Annotated in this window: 13 protein-coding genes; 1 reads left to right on the top strand and 12 read right to left on the bottom strand. The window is 52.7% G+C overall.

Translation table 11 applies throughout. The features are described from left to right. Positions 1-97: 97 nt before the first annotated feature. Entirely contained in the window at positions 98-2,011 is a 1,914-nt protein-coding gene (locus HZS79_RS01925) for a DNA topoisomerase III (protein WP_179926921.1), read from the top strand. Between the two features lie 111 nt (positions 2,012-2,122). Here the strand turns inward: HZS79_RS01925 and HZS79_RS01920 are convergent, their stop codons facing one another. From HZS79_RS01920 to proA, 12 genes are all read right to left on the bottom strand, one after another. Continuing rightward, a complete protein-coding gene (locus HZS79_RS01920) occupies positions 2,123-4,102 on the bottom strand; it encodes a M48 family metallopeptidase (RefSeq protein WP_179926920.1) in 1,980 nt (659 codons plus the stop codon). A 25-nt stretch (positions 4,103-4,127) separates the two neighbouring features. Further along, entirely contained in the window at positions 4,128-4,721 is a 594-nt protein-coding gene (locus HZS79_RS01915; protein WP_162219994.1) for a LemA family protein, read from the bottom strand. Between the two features lie 66 nt (positions 4,722-4,787). Further along, the gene (locus HZS79_RS01910; RefSeq protein WP_179926919.1) at positions 4,788-5,192 is read right to left on the bottom strand and encodes a DUF2784 domain-containing protein; all 405 of its coding nucleotides are present in this window, start codon (positions 5,190-5,192) and stop codon (positions 4,788-4,790) included. 195 nt (positions 5,193-5,387) lie between these two features. After that, the gene (locus HZS79_RS01905) at positions 5,388-5,627 is read right to left on the bottom strand and encodes a hypothetical protein (protein WP_009724600.1); all 240 of its coding nucleotides are present in this window, start codon (positions 5,625-5,627) and stop codon (positions 5,388-5,390) included. Between the two features lie 72 nt (positions 5,628-5,699). After that, positions 5,700-7,013 carry a S8 family serine peptidase gene (locus HZS79_RS01900; protein WP_179926918.1) on the bottom strand — a complete coding sequence of 438 codons (1,314 nt, stop codon included), beginning with the start codon at positions 7,011-7,013 and terminating at the stop codon, positions 5,700-5,702. Positions 7,014-7,363: 350 nt separating this feature from the next. Beyond that, entirely contained in the window at positions 7,364-7,909 is a 546-nt protein-coding gene (locus HZS79_RS01895) for a DUF6624 domain-containing protein (protein WP_179926917.1), read from the bottom strand. A 14-nt stretch (positions 7,910-7,923) separates the two neighbouring features. Continuing rightward, entirely contained in the window at positions 7,924-8,304 is a 381-nt protein-coding gene (locus HZS79_RS01890; protein WP_179926916.1) for an NUDIX hydrolase, read from the bottom strand. Positions 8,305-8,356: 52 nt separating this feature from the next. Beyond that, positions 8,357-8,947, bottom strand: a complete 591-nt coding sequence (locus HZS79_RS01885) for a class I SAM-dependent methyltransferase (protein ID WP_179926915.1) — start codon at positions 8,945-8,947, stop codon at positions 8,357-8,359. Positions 8,948-9,216: 269 nt separating this feature from the next. After that, the gene (locus HZS79_RS01880) at positions 9,217-10,128 is read right to left on the bottom strand and encodes a hypothetical protein (protein ID WP_179926914.1); all 912 of its coding nucleotides are present in this window, start codon (positions 10,126-10,128) and stop codon (positions 9,217-9,219) included. Positions 10,129-10,530: 402 nt separating this feature from the next. Further along, positions 10,531-11,022, bottom strand: coding sequence for a GNAT family N-acetyltransferase (locus tag HZS79_RS01875; RefSeq protein ID WP_179926913.1), 492 nt, complete (start codon positions 11,020-11,022; stop codon positions 10,531-10,533). A 63-nt stretch (positions 11,023-11,085) separates the two neighbouring features. Next, positions 11,086-11,712, bottom strand: a complete 627-nt coding sequence (locus tag HZS79_RS01870) for a LysE family translocator (RefSeq protein ID WP_179926912.1) — start codon at positions 11,710-11,712, stop codon at positions 11,086-11,088. Positions 11,713-11,808: 96 nt separating this feature from the next. Then, positions 11,809-17,028: an anti-phage protein ProA gene (proA, locus tag HZS79_RS01865; protein ID WP_179926911.1), complete on the bottom strand. Its 5,220-nt coding sequence runs from the start codon at positions 17,026-17,028 to the stop codon at positions 11,809-11,811. Positions 17,029-17,066: the final 38 nt, after the last annotated feature.

Genomic DNA, 17,066 nt, shown 5'->3' with positions numbered 1-17,066 from the left:
ACACTGCACTCCTCTTTAAAAGAGCAGCACGCTAACCCATGCCAGGTTCTGCTAACATGGCAACTTGTTGCTACCAAATGCCAGGGCCAAACACCGTATGCGCTTGATTATCGCCGAGAAACCCAGCCTTGCACGGGCTATTGCCGACGCGCTGCCCGGCAGCGCAAAACGCCAGGATGGCGCTATGGTCTGCGGCGACACCACGGTAACTTGGTGCCTAGGCCATTTGCTGGAACAGGCTCCGCCCGAGGCTTACGACCCCGCCGATAAACAGTGGCGGCTAGATCGGCTACCCATTGTGCCGCAGCAGTGGAAACTGATGCCGCGCTCCAAGGCGCGTGGGCAACTGACTGTGATTCGCAAGCTGATTAAGCAGGCCACCAGCGTGGTGCACGCTGGCGATCCTGACCGCGAAGGCCAGCTACTGGTGCAGGAAGTAATTGAGTACATGAAGTATCGCGGCCCTGTTCAGAGGCTGCTGATCAGCGATCTTAACAAACCGGCCGTGAGCCGAGCACTTGCCAAGCTGCGTTCTAATATGGAATACCAGCCGCTGTTTCAAGCGGCCCAGGCGCGCTCTCGTGCTGACTGGCTGTACGGCATTAACTTAACCCGCGCCTGGACGCTCACCGGCCGCCAAGCGGGACATGATGGCGTGCTTTCCGTTGGTCGTGTGCAAACGCCAGTGCTGGGGCTGATTGTTCGCCGCGACAATGCCATTCGTGATTTTAAGCCTCATCCGTTCTACCCGCTATGGGTGGATTTACAGGTGGCCCAGGGCCAGCTGCGCGCCTGGTGGGTACCCAAAGCGCACCAGCCGCTAGATGAACAAGGACGGCTGATTGATCGCACCCCCGCCGATGCGTTAGCAGCACGGCTTCCAGGCGCTCGGGGCACCTTAACCACCCTCGATCAACAGGAAAAACGCCAAGCGCCGCCGCTGCCCTATTCGCTTTCTGCGTTACAGGTAGATGCCGCCCGCCGCCACGGGCTTTCCGCGCAGATGGTGCTGGATATTTGCCAGCGGCTGTACGAGCAGCACAAGTTAATCACCTACCCTCGTTCCGACTGCCGCTACCTGCCCGAAGAGCATCTAGCGCTGGCTCAACGTAGCTTAAGCAGCGCCTGCCAGAACGATGAAATACTGCGTCAGTGGCTGAATGGAGCCGACTTTACCCTGCGCTCCAAAGCCTGGAACGACAAACAGGTAGGCGCGCACCATGCCCTAGCGCCCACCGGCAAGCCCGCAGACTTTAGCCAACTTTCCGCCACCGAAGGCCATGTGTTTCGGTTGATTGTGCGCAATGTGATGGCGCAGTTTTATCGGCCGCTGCGCACCTTTGAGGTGAAAGCAGAGTTCACCCTGCTGGATGAAGCGTTCCGTGCCCGCGGCCAGAGCATTCTTGATCACGGATGGAAGCCACTCTTCACCACCCGCGACGAAACCCCGCCACTGCCTCCGCTCACTCAGGGGGAAACTTGCCAAGCGCTGGGCGCAGGCGTTGAGGAAAAAGAAACCCGCCCGCCGGAACCGTTCACTGATGCCAGCTTGATTAAAGCAATGATGAACATTGGCCGCTACGTAGACGACCCCAATGTGCGGCGTACGCTGCGTGACACCGATGGTCTTGGCACCGAAGCAACCCGCGCAGGTATTATTGAAACCTTGGTACAGCGTGGCTACCTGGTGCGTCAGCAAAAAGCCCTGCGTGCCACTAAACTCGGCTGTGCGCTGGTCGCCGCCTTGCCAAGCGCCGTAAGCACGCCAGAACGCACTGCCCTTTGGGAACAACGGCTTCGGGCGATCTCAGAACAGCAGGATGACCCCGGCGCGTTTCAGCAAGCACTCCTGGATGATCTACGTGGTCTACTCACCCACAGCGATGCGGCCAAGCTCAGGCAGAGCCTGCAGACAGCCCAAGGCGAGGCCGGTGGCCCGGCGAAACCAAAGAAAAGTACTAAAACCAAACGCACTCGCTACGTAAAACGTAAACCTATCAAACAACGCTGATGGTGCTTTCACTATTGCAATGACAGGACGTCAGCCAAGCGCAGCTCGCAAGCTATTTATAACGCACGGGGCTGACTATGTCTCACCTGCTGCCTATGTCTCACCTGCTGCCTATGTCTCATCTGATAACAGTGGCGGCATGGGGCAATCGAGAATATCTGCCATAACCCTGAACAGCTCAGCCTCAGCTGGGCGAATATGCCCACTATGCTCAATGCAACGCGCCATGGCTTGTAGTAGGGCTGGCTTATGTAATGGCTGCAAGCGGCGCAAACGTTCCACCACCAGACTAAGCGCCTGCATATCACCCACATCGCCTGTTTCATGCAGTGCGAACGGAAGCTCACTTTCCGCAGATTTTAAGGCCGCGGTGATTTCATCGGCATCATCCTGACCAGCCGCCGCGAGAACTGCGAGCAACGCCTGACACTCGTGCTGCACATCGCTCAATTTAAGATGAGAAGATCGACTGTCCTGCTCGGTCAGGTTATTCAACAACAGCTGATGCAACGTCCATTCAAACAAGCTGACTTGACCATCCGCGCTGATCAAGCGTTCAACACAGAGGCGAAAGTGCTGAGCCTGCTCTACCGAAAGTGACTTTAACGCTGGCAGCGCCAACTCAACCAGCGGCAAACGCAACTGTATATCCAGTTTCACCATGTCTGGGGCTAGCTGTGTCAGTTCCCGATAAACATCCGGCAGTGCGATTTGCTGCAACGCCTCTAACTGGTGCTCACGTACCGCCTGATCTTCACTAAGCAACAGCCCATACATTAACGCGCGAGCAGCATAAGGCTCATGAGCCGCCGTTCGAAGCCGCTCTGGCAATGCCTCCAGCGTCGCCCGCGCCTGGGCCAAGTGCCGTTGATCAGGCTGACCAATAGAAGTAATGGCCGTGCGCGCGGAGGCACCGGTTAAGACAGCGGCCAGCACTCCGGTTTTAACGCCAGATTCAGACCCTAAACCGAGCCCTAACCCTGGGCGCGTCTTTTCATCTGTTGAATCAGGTGTCTCGTCCTCGGCCTGTGGAGACGGCCAGCTGGGTTCGAAGCGGCCATCCCAGTCTGGCATTACCCGCTGAATACGGTCTTTGATGGGAGGGTGAGTCGCCATCATCTGGTTAAGACCCAGCCGCACACCTTGACTGAAGTACAAGTGGCTAAATTCCGCCGCCTGTGATGCTTGCAAGTATGACCCTTGCGAATGAGCCCCCACCTTGACCAGTGCGTTACCAATCCCCTGGGGGTTACGGGTGAACTGTACTGCCGAAGCATCCGCCAAGTATTCCCGCTGACGACTGACCGCTGACTTGATAAGGTTGCCAAAAAAAGTGCCCGCGTAGCCAATCAGCATCAGCGCCGCGCCTAGGCCTAAAATGACCACCGCCGAGTTGTCGCGTTTGCCACCGCCCATCCGCCGAAAACGCATACTGCGCAGCAGCATGCCACCCAGCATGCCAATCAACAGTATGCCGTGCAGCACACTGACCAGCCGTATATTCAGCCGCATGTCGCCGTGAAGAATGTGGCTAAACTCGTGAGCCACCACCCCTTGCAGCTCTTCCCGCGTCAGGTTGCGGATCGTGCCTCGAGTAATACCAATGACCGCATCACTGGGTTGATGGCCTGCGGCAAAGGCATTGATCCCCTCCTCTTCCATGACATAAACGGAAGGCACCGGCGTTCCGGATGCAATGGCCATTTCTTCCACCACATTAAGAATGCGGCGCTCATCAGCATCGCGGGTGTTCATATTAATTTCGCGCCCGCCAAGCGCTTCCGCTACTGCTCGGCCACCACGACCTAGTTGGCGCTGCTTGAACAGGCCACCCAGCACCACGACAGCGAGCACTGCAATAGCAACACCAGCAACAAGCTCGATAGATAGAGACGACAACATTCCCTGGCTAGACAGAGCCTGGGAAGAGAGGTTGGAGTGTGACGCCGATTGGCCCCCGTTCATAAAATGGAGCGCGATGGCAACCGCCAGTGTCGTCACCGCAATGAGAGCCACCACAGCCAGTATCAACAAGACAACTAAATGCCCAGTTTTGCGCCGGGCATGATCCTGAGCAGTAAAGAAATCCATGTGTCCCTGTTACCTCCGCAGTGGCTTAGAACGACACCTTGGGCGCCGCCTGAATCTGAGCGCTGTCTTCGAACTCTAACAGGGAAGCATCCTGACCATGTCCGAACATGCCCGCCACCGCCACAGGGGGAAAGCTCTGCCGGTAAGTGTTGTACTGCATTACCGCATCGTTAAATGACTGGCGTGAAAAGGCCACCTTGTTTTCAGTGCTGGTTAACTCTTCTGATAGCTGCTGCATGTTTTGCGAGGCTTTCAGATCCGGATAAGCTTCCATAACAACATTGAGCCGCCCCATTGCTTGAGTTAGCGCACCTTCAGCACCGCCAAGGTCAGCAATCGCCTTGGCACTGCCTGGGTTAGCTGCGGCTGCTTTCAGCCCAGCCGCGGCTGTATTACGAGCCTCGATAACCGATTGTAGCGTTTCCCGCTCATGGCTGAGGTAACCCTTCGCCGTCTCAACGAGGTTAGGAATCAAGTCATGTCGACGCTTTAGCTGCACTTCAATCTGGGCAAACGCGTTCTGGAAGCGATTGCGCAGCGAAACGAGCTTGTTGTAAATGCCGATGACATAAAATACGACAATCGCCAGTACCGCTAAGATAATGATCGTGGTGAGCATTTTAACCCTTCCCTAGAGTAAGTATTTATACGTTAGAAAATATAACACCTAAGCCGTTTAAGCGTATTAACGCGAGCGTTTGATGGGCCGCACAACAAACCAGCTGGCCAGCACCAAGCTACCGAACGCCGTATAAATCAGTATAAATACCCACTCAGGCGCAGTGAAATAAAGCAGGCTGTGCAGCCAATGTTGGATAAAGGAACCTGAATAGGTAGCGGCGCCTGCTTCTGCCCTTAGCGCCATTTCCCAGGTGGTAAGCGGACAAATGGCACCCAACCACGTTTGCACGACCACATAGCCAATGGCACATAAATGCGTGATGCGAAACGTCCGATGTCGTACCCAACGCCAGTTAAGAAAATAACCTGCATACACGGCAAAGAGGCCAAGTACTACAAAGGCCACGAATAGCACGTGAATGACCAGAATGATGTCTGCTAGCAATAACAGCAGCGACTGTTGTGACATGGATATTCACCCTGGGCGATTAAGCAGCTGATAAAGCGCTTGGCAAGGCACTCAGCTATCTTCAAACCGTCTTAAAAACTATCTTCAAAAACTATCTGCAAAAACTGTCTTCAAAAAATCTCTTCAAAACTGTTTTCAAAGCCAACTTCAAACATTGGTGCTCACACCCTTAGGCTAGCAGCCCTATCTCAAGTCCTACCAAGTCTCTTCAGAGCCTGGCGGCCCCACTTCGACCTGTATATCCGGCGCAATATCCACCACGCCTTCAATGCCCTTCAGCCGATCCGCTGTGGCAGTATCTGCTGATCCCGTAATGCAGCCAATTTCCTCAAGCACATCCCTAATGGTTAAGCCTTCTTCACTCAAGCGCGTGGCTATTTCCTTAATCGATTGATCGCTTGAAATCGTCACTATCCAGAGCTCTATTTTCTCCATCGATTTTACCTTCGAAATCTATTCCCTGAGCAGGACCGCATGGGTTATCTGCCCAGCGAGAATCTGCCGACATTAGGGCGCCTGAACCAACCCCGCCCCTACGCGGGCGTCGGGAAATGGCAGTTTCCGTGCTGAAGACAGCAGTCGCCGCCAGAGATTCATTCCGCGCAGCGAGGAGTCGGACTGAGCCCAAAGCGCCGCGCAGCCAGCAACGTGTGGTGTTGCCATACTGGTTCCGCTAATCGTTTTAAAGTTAACCGGCCGAGGCCATGACGAGAACACATCCCGCCCCGGTGCCGCAATGTCGACCTTACCAAAATTTGAAAAACTGGATGGCCTTAAGTTTGGATCAAGCGATGCGACAGACATAATGGTTGGCGAATTGGCAGGCGCCCCCGTTTTCATCGAAGCATTACCAGCGGCGGCGATAATAAGACATTCATTGCGAAGTGCCGCCGCGCCGGCATGGGTGTAGGCTGCCTGCGCTGGGCTCTGACTACCAAGGGACATCGAGATAACCTCGCATCGATTGGCAATCGCCCAATTCATTCCTGCTAGCACCCCTGCGCCAGTGCTGCTGCCTGAGTTGGTCAGCACCTTGCCAACGAAAACCCGCGCATCGAAAGCGACACCATAACCTGGAGTGCTTCCTGAGGAGGCCCTGGGCCCACAAGCGGTGCCAATACAATGGGTTCCGTGCCCATTGATATCTTGAACCGGCTGCCCTACGAATGAGCGGCTGTCGAAGGGTCTGTCGGCAAAGTCTGAGTGCCCACAATCCATTCCCGTATCTAGCACGGCGACCTTAATACCGGCGCCACTCCAACTACTTTGTGGGACCCTGCATTTAGCTAATCCCCAGGTCGCCCCGATAACTTCATCGTCAAGATTTTCTTCGGTTTCCCCCGCACCACGATCAACGCCAAGATCGTGAGCAATGGTGCTCGCTGCCCGCAAAAAGCCGCGCAGATACTCCGAGTTTTCCGAGAAGGCAAAATATTCAGGCTCGATAATTTCGATCGGGCCTTCCGTTAAAACAGCATCATTCACGCTCATCCCATGCTGTTGTAGGGCATCGCCGCCCACGAGCGCGACGCCGATCTCAGGAAACACCATTACTTCAGCGTCACCGGCGTCTTCCAAGCTAACTGCTTGATCTGCAAAGTCACGGGCGTCGGCGACTCGAAATTTTCGGTCTTTGAGTGTTTTGATGCCCTCCTCTAACATCCCGTCTCGGTAACTAATCAGAAAACGACCTGTTTCAAGGCAGTGGCTACCCCGCTCCAGTGCCGCTAATAGCAGCTGTTCGGCTCCGCACGACACAGAGTTGAGTGACTCACTCCCCGTAGACTTACCGCCGCCATTACCTTTAGGTTTTGTCGCCATCGTAGGTTCCTTTTCGCTTGGCTCTATGGAGATGTTGGTCGCATTCGGCGGCAAGGCGTTGTAAGAAAACTGCCTGCGCCAGACGACCAATCCGAGCCGGTGGGTCGGCCTCGAAAGGTGGTAACGCGTAAAACGCCGGTTCCACCTAAATTAGAAACTTAACGATTTCAGCTTAACCCACATAACGAACTTCGCCAGTTGGATGATACCGTCGACGACCTCACCGTTTAACAAGTGAAGAGCTCGTTTAGCTCGATGCGCGGCGAGGTGTGATTTATTAAGGCGTTTGCGCTTCGTCGCGCGTCGCTCTGAGCGAAGTGAATACAAGAGCGTTCGAGTGCTGCGTTTGGCTAATTGGTTTGCTCAATATTGGCACGGCGCTTCCGCGCTTGCTCTGTCATTTGCTCCTGGCGTTCCTCCAGGGAGTTCAATCCGAGACGCGCACGGCGTTCATTAACCGTAGCGGAATCTTCAATGGGAAAGGGGATGGGCCATCCATTTTCATCAACATCGAACTGGGTGCCGTAGTACTGAAGTTTGCCAGTTAAAGTACGCACTCGATCCTGAAGGAATGCCAACTGCCAACCCATCACATCTTTCTTAACAACTGCATCTTCTAGTAAGCCGACGCACTTCACCATAAACTCAGGATCTGAAACAGAATGCTGAGCGACTAGCCAAGCAGCTTTGGCAGCTTCCTCCCCCACTTGCGACATACCAGGCCAGCCGTCACTACTAATGATCTCCTTCAGGCGGGCAGCGTGCTGCTCATGAAGTGATTTCATTCGCGGATGGTATGACTCAGAGGGCAGCTCACCTGAATCGAAGAGCTGCCGCAGCACCCGCTGGTCTTCCTGCATCATTCCGACCAATTCATCTGCCAGATGTTGATCCATGCAAGCCTCTCCAGTTAACGCCCGCAGCACGCGCGGTGAATAGACTTCGCATAGCCTATGGGCAAATTATTCGGTAAATCATCGATTGGGAACGTTTCAATCTTGTGATGCTCGTGACTCAATACAGGGGTAAATTGCCCAATCAAACGACAGCTATAAGTGACGATGAACACATATTTATCCGGTATCACTTCAAATAGGTAAGTATCGACAAGGTTAACTGCCTCAACATCGATACCAAGCTCTTCCTTAAATTCCCGTGCCAAGCAATCGGTAGAGTTCTCTCCAATCTCAATACGCCCACCGGGTAATTCCCACTCCTTGCGATCATTGAGCGCCAGCACCACCTCGTCAGAGGGTAAGATCAAAACACCTTTTATTGATACAGGAAACATAGTGTTTTCTCATCTTCATCTAGGCCTAGCCAAGCCGTGATAAGGGCTGCCTTTAACCACCACAGCGTGTTGCCAGAAATTCACCCTTGCCAACGGGTACGGTGCACGTGGTGAAATCGAGGTCTGCCGATACCAGTTCTATAAAAGCAGCCATTTCGTCTGCATGAGAAATGGCGTTATCTACCACAAGAAGCCCACCCTCTCGCAGAACTCGCTTGATAGTTGGCCACCACTGCAAATAATCCGAACGGTTAGAGTCGAGAAAAAGCAGATCGAACGAAGAATCATCCATGCTTTTCAGCAGCTCGCCAGCGTCACATCGCAGCAGGGTAATGTAGTCAGAAAGCCCCGAGCGCTCAAAATTCGTGGCTGCCAGATCGAACTTGTATTCGGAAAGTTCTACTGTCGTAACGTGCCCGGAAATCTTCTGAGCTGCCTGGGCAAACCACAACGTGGAATAGCCATTAGAGGTACCAATCTCCAGCACTCGTTTTGCATCCGAGGCTTGGGTGAGTACTGAAAGAAACTCCCCCGTATCACGGGTGATATTGAGCATACGATGCGGGCGATCAGCAATGGCAGCATCGTTTTCCTGGCCAAATTGCTCTAACTCGGTCAGCAACTCGCGTAATGATTCGCTCACACCTCCCCCCTTAGCAATCTAAACAGCTTTAAAACGAGAGCCGACTAGTCAGCCTCAGAAGGTGCCAAAATGTTATGTATACCTAATTTAGAAAATTAACGTTTTAAGATTAACGCATATAATGAACTTCGCCAGATTAATCGGAGGTCTTAAATCGGCCAAGAGCGGTCTTGTAGGTAGTACTGATATAACGCCTAGCTCACCGGAAAAATTGGAGAGCAGCGAGTAATTTTTCCGTGTGCAGCAAATTGTTAGATGATGATCCATAATTATTCACCCACATGTTGAGCACCCTTACCCTCGACCTTTTTAGCACGAGTTTCGTTTGCCTCTTTAAGAGAGTCTAGAGACCTTTCTATTCTTGAAGCGCTTTCCAGAATGGTCAAACTGAGCGACTGAAGGTTATCGCTTGTCGTCTGATCAAGTATTTTTATTCTTGCATCAATTGCCTCGGAAGACTTAGCTATTATCTTTGCATTTTCCGCTATATTAGAATAAACGCTCAATACTTCATGGTGTCTCTCCAAGGCTTGATTGCTATCGATAGAATCTTTAGACCAATTAACCATCAAAATAATAAATCCACTCAGCCCGACTGTGACTGTATATTTAGCTATTTCTCTGAAAAACACCGACGCTCTTCGCTTTTGTAAAGTTTTATCTGCAACAAACTCTTTAAAATTACGAAGGTAAAATACCAATATCTTTTGAAAGAAGGTCGGCTTTCCATCCAAACAAGTGGACTCCATATAGGCCTGAAACATTCTCCAGTGTCGCTTTGATTTACGCTCCAGTTCCGTCGGGTTCTTGACCATATCCAGAAGAATAAAGTCTTCAGGGTGATGAAAGTTCTCCGAGGCTGCGGGGCTTAGACTACACAACACTAGCCCATCATCCGTTCGCTGATACGATAGAGTGGCTCCGCGTGCTGTTTCTAATTTTCTGATAGTTTGGAAGTTGACTCCAGTTTCTGTGATTGAATCAAACGGTCGATTGCCGTAGAAGACGTCTACGATTTTTTTGTTTCTCCCTCCATACCTTCCACCCGGACTGACGTAGAACGAATATAAGCTATCTAAACGCAAACTACTTTCCGTAGATTTAGCATACGCCTCGAATAGGTCTTTTGAGCCTTCGCGAAAGTTGTCGAAGGCGGCATATCGGTTTGCACGATCGGTCATTTAATTCTCATAAGCATCTAACAGTGATTATACGCCCCTCTACAACATAACCTGAATAAACCCGACGGCACGTTCATTCAGGTTATACCGCCTTTCATTTACGCCCTATCCCACTGAAATTTAAAGAAATTAAGTATAAGTAGGCAGCATAACATAGATTATCGTACCGGTTGCATAACACGGCTGAATCAGTATGCCGCTTTTGCCGGAAGGGCCGCTAAGGGTCGAGAACGGACTTCTAGCAAGGTGTCTAATCGCAGTAACCGACTCCGCTTACTTTTATTCAACAACCTGAAAATATCAAAATCCACTTAGCCTTAAAGCTAGCAGATAATGATTGCTGCCGTCATTAGAAATTAGTCGCCTAGCATTTTTCACCATGGGCTGTCGGGTGGGCTACGCTCAGGTTTTCCAATTTAGCTGCCAATAGCCAACGTCATGCCAGTGATCGAACTTAAACCCTACCTTTTCAAAATGAGCCACTTTTTTCATGCCCATTTTTTCGTGCAGTGCAACACTTGCAGGGTTTGGAAGTGTGATGCCGCCAATCACCGTTTGAACCCCGGCTTCTTTGAGCTTAGAGAAAATAGTTTCGTATAACGTTGTGCCCAAGCCTCGGCCTTGTATGTGATTGGATAGATAGACGCTGACTTCAACTGCAAACCGATAGGCGCTCCTTTCCTTCCATTTGGTAGCATAGGCATAGCCCACTAGAGCACCGTCTTCCATTGCGACTATCCAAGGTAAGCCTGCTCCCTGCACACTTTCAGTCCTACCCTGGATGTCGGTACCCGATACTGACTTTTCTTCAAAAGAAGTAGCGGTATTTTCAATGTAGTAATTATAAATTTCCGCAATTGCTAACGAATCGTCCTTTACGGCATTCCTGATCATGGTTAATTCCGGTGGTTTCCTGACAGTCTAAAATCACCAACCGCCTATTACGCAGGCCGCTTATTATGCAGGTCGTTTGGCCAGCAGTGCCCAGACACCCGCCGAAGAGAGCAGTGTTCCCCCCACGACATTGAAACGGCGCTGGGCGCGGCGCGAGGCAAGCATCTTGCGCACAGATGAGGCGAACACCGCGTAAAGCGTGGCATTGAGTGTCGCTAACGCCACGAACGTGACTGCCAAAATCCACAACTGCTGCCCCGCATTAGCACCAGGGTTAACAAATTGCGGCAAAAAGGCGACGAAAAAGATGATGCCTTTGGGGTTCAGTGCCGTGACCAAATAGGTATTGGTGAACAGTTTCCAGCGTGAACCTGATACGGCGGGTGTTACCGGCTGAACCGATGAAATACCAGCACGCAACAGCTTTATGCCCATATAGAGCAGGTACAAACCGCCTACCCATTTGATAACGGTGAACCAAAACGCCGAAGCAGCCAAAACAGCACCCAAGCCAAGTAGCGAAAAAACCAGCGCCGTTGAATCGCCTAGAGCAACCGCAGCGACAAGCGGAATATTAGCGCGTCGGCCTTGGGCGATGGAGTAGCTGACAACCGTCAAAATCGTCGGCCCAGGAATAGCGAGCAAGGCCACGGATGCAAGGGCAAAGGCAAACCAAATCTCGATAGACATAGGGCAGCACCTTAGAAGTCGTCATGACTAAGTTAGCATAAGCTTCATAATAATTAGAGCACCCTGTGAGGCGCTTATTCTGTCATCTTAAAAGCCTCAGCTATTTGATCGAGCTTTTTCCAACTGCTGCGACAAGGCTGCATCCAATGCATCTATTGCCTTGGCTCGATTCGTCCACCAGTCCGTTGACCATACTCTAAATAGTGTCCAGCCTAGCCCTTCCAGCATCCCCTGGCGCACCTTGTCACGTTCACGAGCATACGCAGAGCTGTGGTACATAGCGCCATCACACTCGATGCCCGCTAAGTAGATGCCTGGTTTATCCGGGTGAACAATGCCCATATCAATACGGTAGGCCGAAACGCCGATTTGCGGATGTACGACCCAGCCTTTTTCTTGCAGGCTTCTGGCAACCGCAATCTCAAACGGCGACTCAAAGTCACCCACTGAGCCATGAGTGGCGGCACCCAGTGCCGAGGCACCGCGTTCGGCATATTCCAGGAAGTGCTTCAGGTCTGCCACCGCGCGAGCTGCGGTGCGGGATAGGTCGATACGCTCTGGCGACAAAGTGGAAAACACCACCATCTCAGAGCGGGCGCGAGTCATGGCCACGTTTAATCGCCGCTCGCCGCCGTTGCGATTTAGTGGGCCGAAGTTCATGGTGACATGCCCCGCCTCGTCCGGGCCATAGGTGATGCTAAACAGGATCACATCTCGCTCGTCCCCCTGCACCGTCTCTAAGTTTTTCACGAACACTGGCTCCAGCTCGTCGTCGGAGAATGCCCACTCGATACCAGGATCTTCTCCGCGCGCTTTATCGAGCAGGTCTTCAATCAAGCTCTGCTGTTCGGTATTGAAGGTCACCACACCGATAGACTGGCGACGCACCGCTTCATCGTCGGAGGTTAGTCGCCGAACGATTTCAGCCACAATTGCGTTGGCCTCGCCCTGGTTATGGCGTGCTTTACCACGGGCATAAAAACCTTCTGGCCGCACGAGCGAAACGCCTTTATCCGGGTGCACGGGAGCAGGGAACGTCACCAGCGAGTTGTCGTAGTAACGGCTGTTAGAGAATGCGATTAAGCTCTCGCGGCGCGAACGGTAATGCAGGTTCAATACCCGCTGAGGAATACTGGCCCCCATTAGCTCGTCCAGAATGCTCTCCAGGTCGCCTTCCCCATCCACATCGCCATCAGGGTCATCATCAGAGCGACCAAAGAAATTGGTCGGCGGCATCTGTTTTGGGTCCCCCGCGACAATGACTTGCTTACCGCGAGCGAGCGATCCAACCGCATCCCACACGGTAATCTGAGAGGCCTCATCGAAAATCACCACATCAAACAATGCCTGCCCTGGCGAAAGAAACTGAGCAATAGAGAGCGGTGACATCATGAGACAGGGAGCTAAGGAGGTGATCGCATCTGGGATGGTTTCCATCATTTCCCGAACCGGCTTGTGGCGCATTTTCTTCTGCAGTTCGTGGCGCAGTACGCCCCAGGAAGAACTTTTTTGGATGCCCTCCTGATCCGGAATACCGCCCGCCAAATTTGCCGCGATATACTGAGCCGTTAGCTCGCTGAACCGAGTATCCAACTCGCGGAAATTGTGGATGGCGGCTTCATGCTCTGGGGATGAGAACGTACGTAGCACATCATCTTCACCAATCAGTGCTGACGACCACCATGTACAATAGGCTGCTTCGAAGACATCTTCGATCTCAGTTGCCGCTACGCTGCCACTTTCTATCGCTTCTACCAGTGGCCCAAGCTGGTAATCCAACGCTTCGGAACGGCGACGTACCCAGGCACACCAGTCTTTTAGAGAACTATGATGATCGACAATTTCCTGGCACTGAGCGCTCAATGCTTCCAAAGCGGGCTTTTCGGCAGATAGATGCTCATCCAGCGTTGAGCCGATCAGTACCTCAAACTGACTTTTGAGCGCCGTGAACGCCTCAAACGTTGCTTTAACATCATTAATCACCCGCCCTACCGGCGCTTCCGGTGCCAGCAAATCGTTGGCATCGTAGAGCAGTGTGCGAATCTTGCCGCGTAGCGCTGCCAGCGACTCTGCATCATCGGCCAGCTTACCCACAGCTACTCGGGCACGGTTACCCAATAGCTTCAAGGCATCCATAGCCTCGGGGTCAGAATTGTAAGCGTCCCAGCCTCGCAACCCTTTTAGTACAACGTCCAAGCGATCAATATTGTCGCCCGTTTCGCGTAACTGCTTCAGCACTGGAATGTCATTGTCGGGATTTGGAGCACCCTGGGCTCCCCCTTCACGCATTTGCTTCACCACGCTACGCTTGGCAAACCAGCGTTTGGGCCACCACGTCTCGTTGGCGGCTTTCCAGGCAGTGCCTAGCGCCGCTGCATCCAGGTTTTTCCAAGCCAGTGGTGCATAGGTGCAGCTTAGTTTTTCCTGGGTAGCGATATAAGCTTTAAGCTGGATAACCGCTTCTTCCAGCGCATCAAGACGATCCGGCGCATCCGGCTCCAGAGCAAAAGAGGCTTGCTGGCGATAGGCATCTAGCAGCACTTGGCCGCATTCCGCCACGGCCGAAAGCTTGGCCAGATTTAGCGTGCCTAAGCTAACGCCCAGCGCCTTTTCCAGTGCCGACACATCCTGCTTCATTTTTCCTGCACTGACCTGCAAATGCCTCGCGACGCTCACCACATCTTCCTGCCATTGGGGACGCCAATCATGGTTGCTGACAGCACGCAGTGGATGATCGACTAAATTCCCCACGGCGCTCGCCTGCACGCGCAACAGTTCAGCCATTTCGTGCAGCTGTTCCAACTGTTTTTCGTCGTGAGCGTCAGCGCTGGCCCAGCTCAGTTTCACCTTCGCGGCTAAATCGGCATCGCGTATTTTAATGCCCATGGCATAGTGCGCCGTTAGGCCGTTACCACGGCGCTGATGTAGGGCATTGACGACATGATTCAAACGATCACGCAGCGTTTTAAGGCGCTCTCCCTCTGCCTTCCAGTCACTCACTGATGATTGAGAAGCGCTATTCCAGGAAGTACGCAACTGATCCAATACATCCGTTTTCTTCGCTTTATTGGAGTGCAGCTCCAAACAGAACTGCCCCAGGCCAATATCTTTCAGGCGACGGTGCACCACTTCCAGCGCGGCGGTTTTCTCGGAAACAAACAGTACTTTTTTACCTTTGCCCAACATATGGGCAATCAGATTGCCGATGGTCTGGCTCTTACCAGTACCTGGCGGCCCGATAATGACAAAATCTTTGCCCCTATCCGCCGTGGCAATCGCCGACATTTGGGACGAATCCACCGGTAAAGGCGTCAATAAATCGGCGGGGGTGTACTCGCGGTCGATATCCTTGGCATCGACAAAACGAATATCGCTTTCGTAGGGTTCACGTGGCGTATCTAGTAGGTGTTTCACTACGGGGCTTTCCTTCAGCGCCTCCGAGCGATCCATCAGATCTTTCCACATCAGGTACTTGGCGAAGGAGAAATGTCCCAACACAACGTCTTCGACCACCTCAAAACCAGGCACATCCTTAATGGCATGACGTACACGGTTCCAGATGCTGACCACATCGACGCCACTCTCATCTTCGGGCAATGCGCCAGTAAGGCCTTTGATCTCGATAGCAAAATCTTTCTTCAATAGTTCCAGCAGCGTGGTGTTGAACCTAGGCTCATCATCGCTAGCAACCATCTTCACGCCACTACGCACCGACTTACGCTCAAGCGAGACTGGTAGCAGAATTAACGGGGCACGATAACGACGGCTACCTTTATCGTTCGGCTTCCATAGCAAAAAGCCTACTGCCAGAAACAGCGTATTAGAGCCCCCTTCTTTTAAGGAGGTTTGCGCCCTGCGGTAAATGTCCACCGAGCGCTTCTCTAGCTCTTCTTTAGTGAGGTCCACCAATACTTGTTTCTTAGCCAGTGCATCGCGAGAGTAAACGTCTTTAAGATCTTCACCCGTGCGTTGGCGATGAATATCCTCATCCTGATCTTGAGCCTGAAGCCTCGGAAACGGCGCAATAGAAATACGCGCACCGGTGGCCAATACATCTTCAAGTGCAGCGGGGTCTCCACAAACCAGTGGCAAGCTGGTTTTATTTGGCTTTTGGTTAAGCAATGGGTTGCGTGCTGAGAGGTCGAGAAGTTTGCGCTGCCAACGCTCTAACCGTCCGCCAGGCGAATCTTCAAATACGTCCTCTTCTATGTGCACCGTTGATGAAGGCAGGCTGGGGGCATCTTCTAAAAACGGCTCGAACGTGTCGGTTTCATCACTCGCGTTGACAGCGTTTTCCGGCTGAGACGTCAGGCTAATCGGATTGATACGATGAGCACGCGCCCGGCGAATATCCACCGCTGCAATAAACTCGCTATCCTTGTCTAACGACACTTGCTTATTCCCTGACTCCACCGCTTTGGAAAAAGGTGGGGCGGGATGCTGCGTGGTCAAGGTCGTTTCAATCAAGATGAGTTCTTGCAAGGGGATTCGCTGGCGTAAGGTTTCCGCCTCATCAACCACCACGCTGGTTAGATCCTCCTTTTCTAACCATAGCCCCACAAGCGCGTGCCCTTTGGTAATCACCACCAACGGGTTCAGCTGAGCCTGCTCAAGAGCCGCTGCAAATAGTAAGGTGGTGTCTAGGCAAGTGGCTACCTTGGCGCTTTCAATCTGGTTGGGCAGGCGAACTTTCTGACCATTATTCTCGAAACTGGCGGGCGGCATCGCATAGCCCAATTGCATTCTTAGAATGGCGGTATAAATCGCCGAGGCCATTAGCCATACCTGCTCACGGCTGCCGGACTCGTAGCCATTAATTTGATCCGGCTTGCCAGCCTTACGCAAAATCTGGCTAGCTTGCCCCAGCAACCGATCTACCGCTGGGTCGTTGGGGGTGCAAAACGCAGCCAGCAGTTCAGGCATGTAGTCAGCGCCACCCCACTCATTACAGGCCAGTAGCTCCACCGGTATTGCGCACTCCGTCAAGACCTCCTCACCCTGGCGAACGCTAAGCGTCACCATTCCGCGCATGGACTCCGTCAGCCCCAACAGGAAACCACCATCCAACTCAAGATCCCGGTCCTTTAGCGCCAGACGCCCGCCCGCTGCCAAGCGATCCACCGTCCAGGTCTTCTGCTTCAAAAAAGCGGGCGATGCGTCCAGCACAATGGAAAGATCAGAGAGAGCCAGCTCTTCATTCAGGTTCTCAATCTGCAATTCCCGTAGCACCGCAAACGCACTTTGGTGGCAGGCAAAGTTGATCTTTTCCACCAGCGTCGCGTGAATCTTGAGTACAGAGGTTTCCTGGTTAGGCATGGGCTTTCCTTAAGATAAAAATTAGTCGCTGGTGTTCT

The sequence above is a fragment of the Vreelandella zhaodongensis genome (assembly GCF_013415115.1).
Classification (GTDB): Bacteria; Pseudomonadota; Gammaproteobacteria; order Pseudomonadales; family Halomonadaceae; genus Vreelandella; species Vreelandella zhaodongensis.
This window is presented reverse-complemented; position numbering and strand designations above follow the sequence as displayed.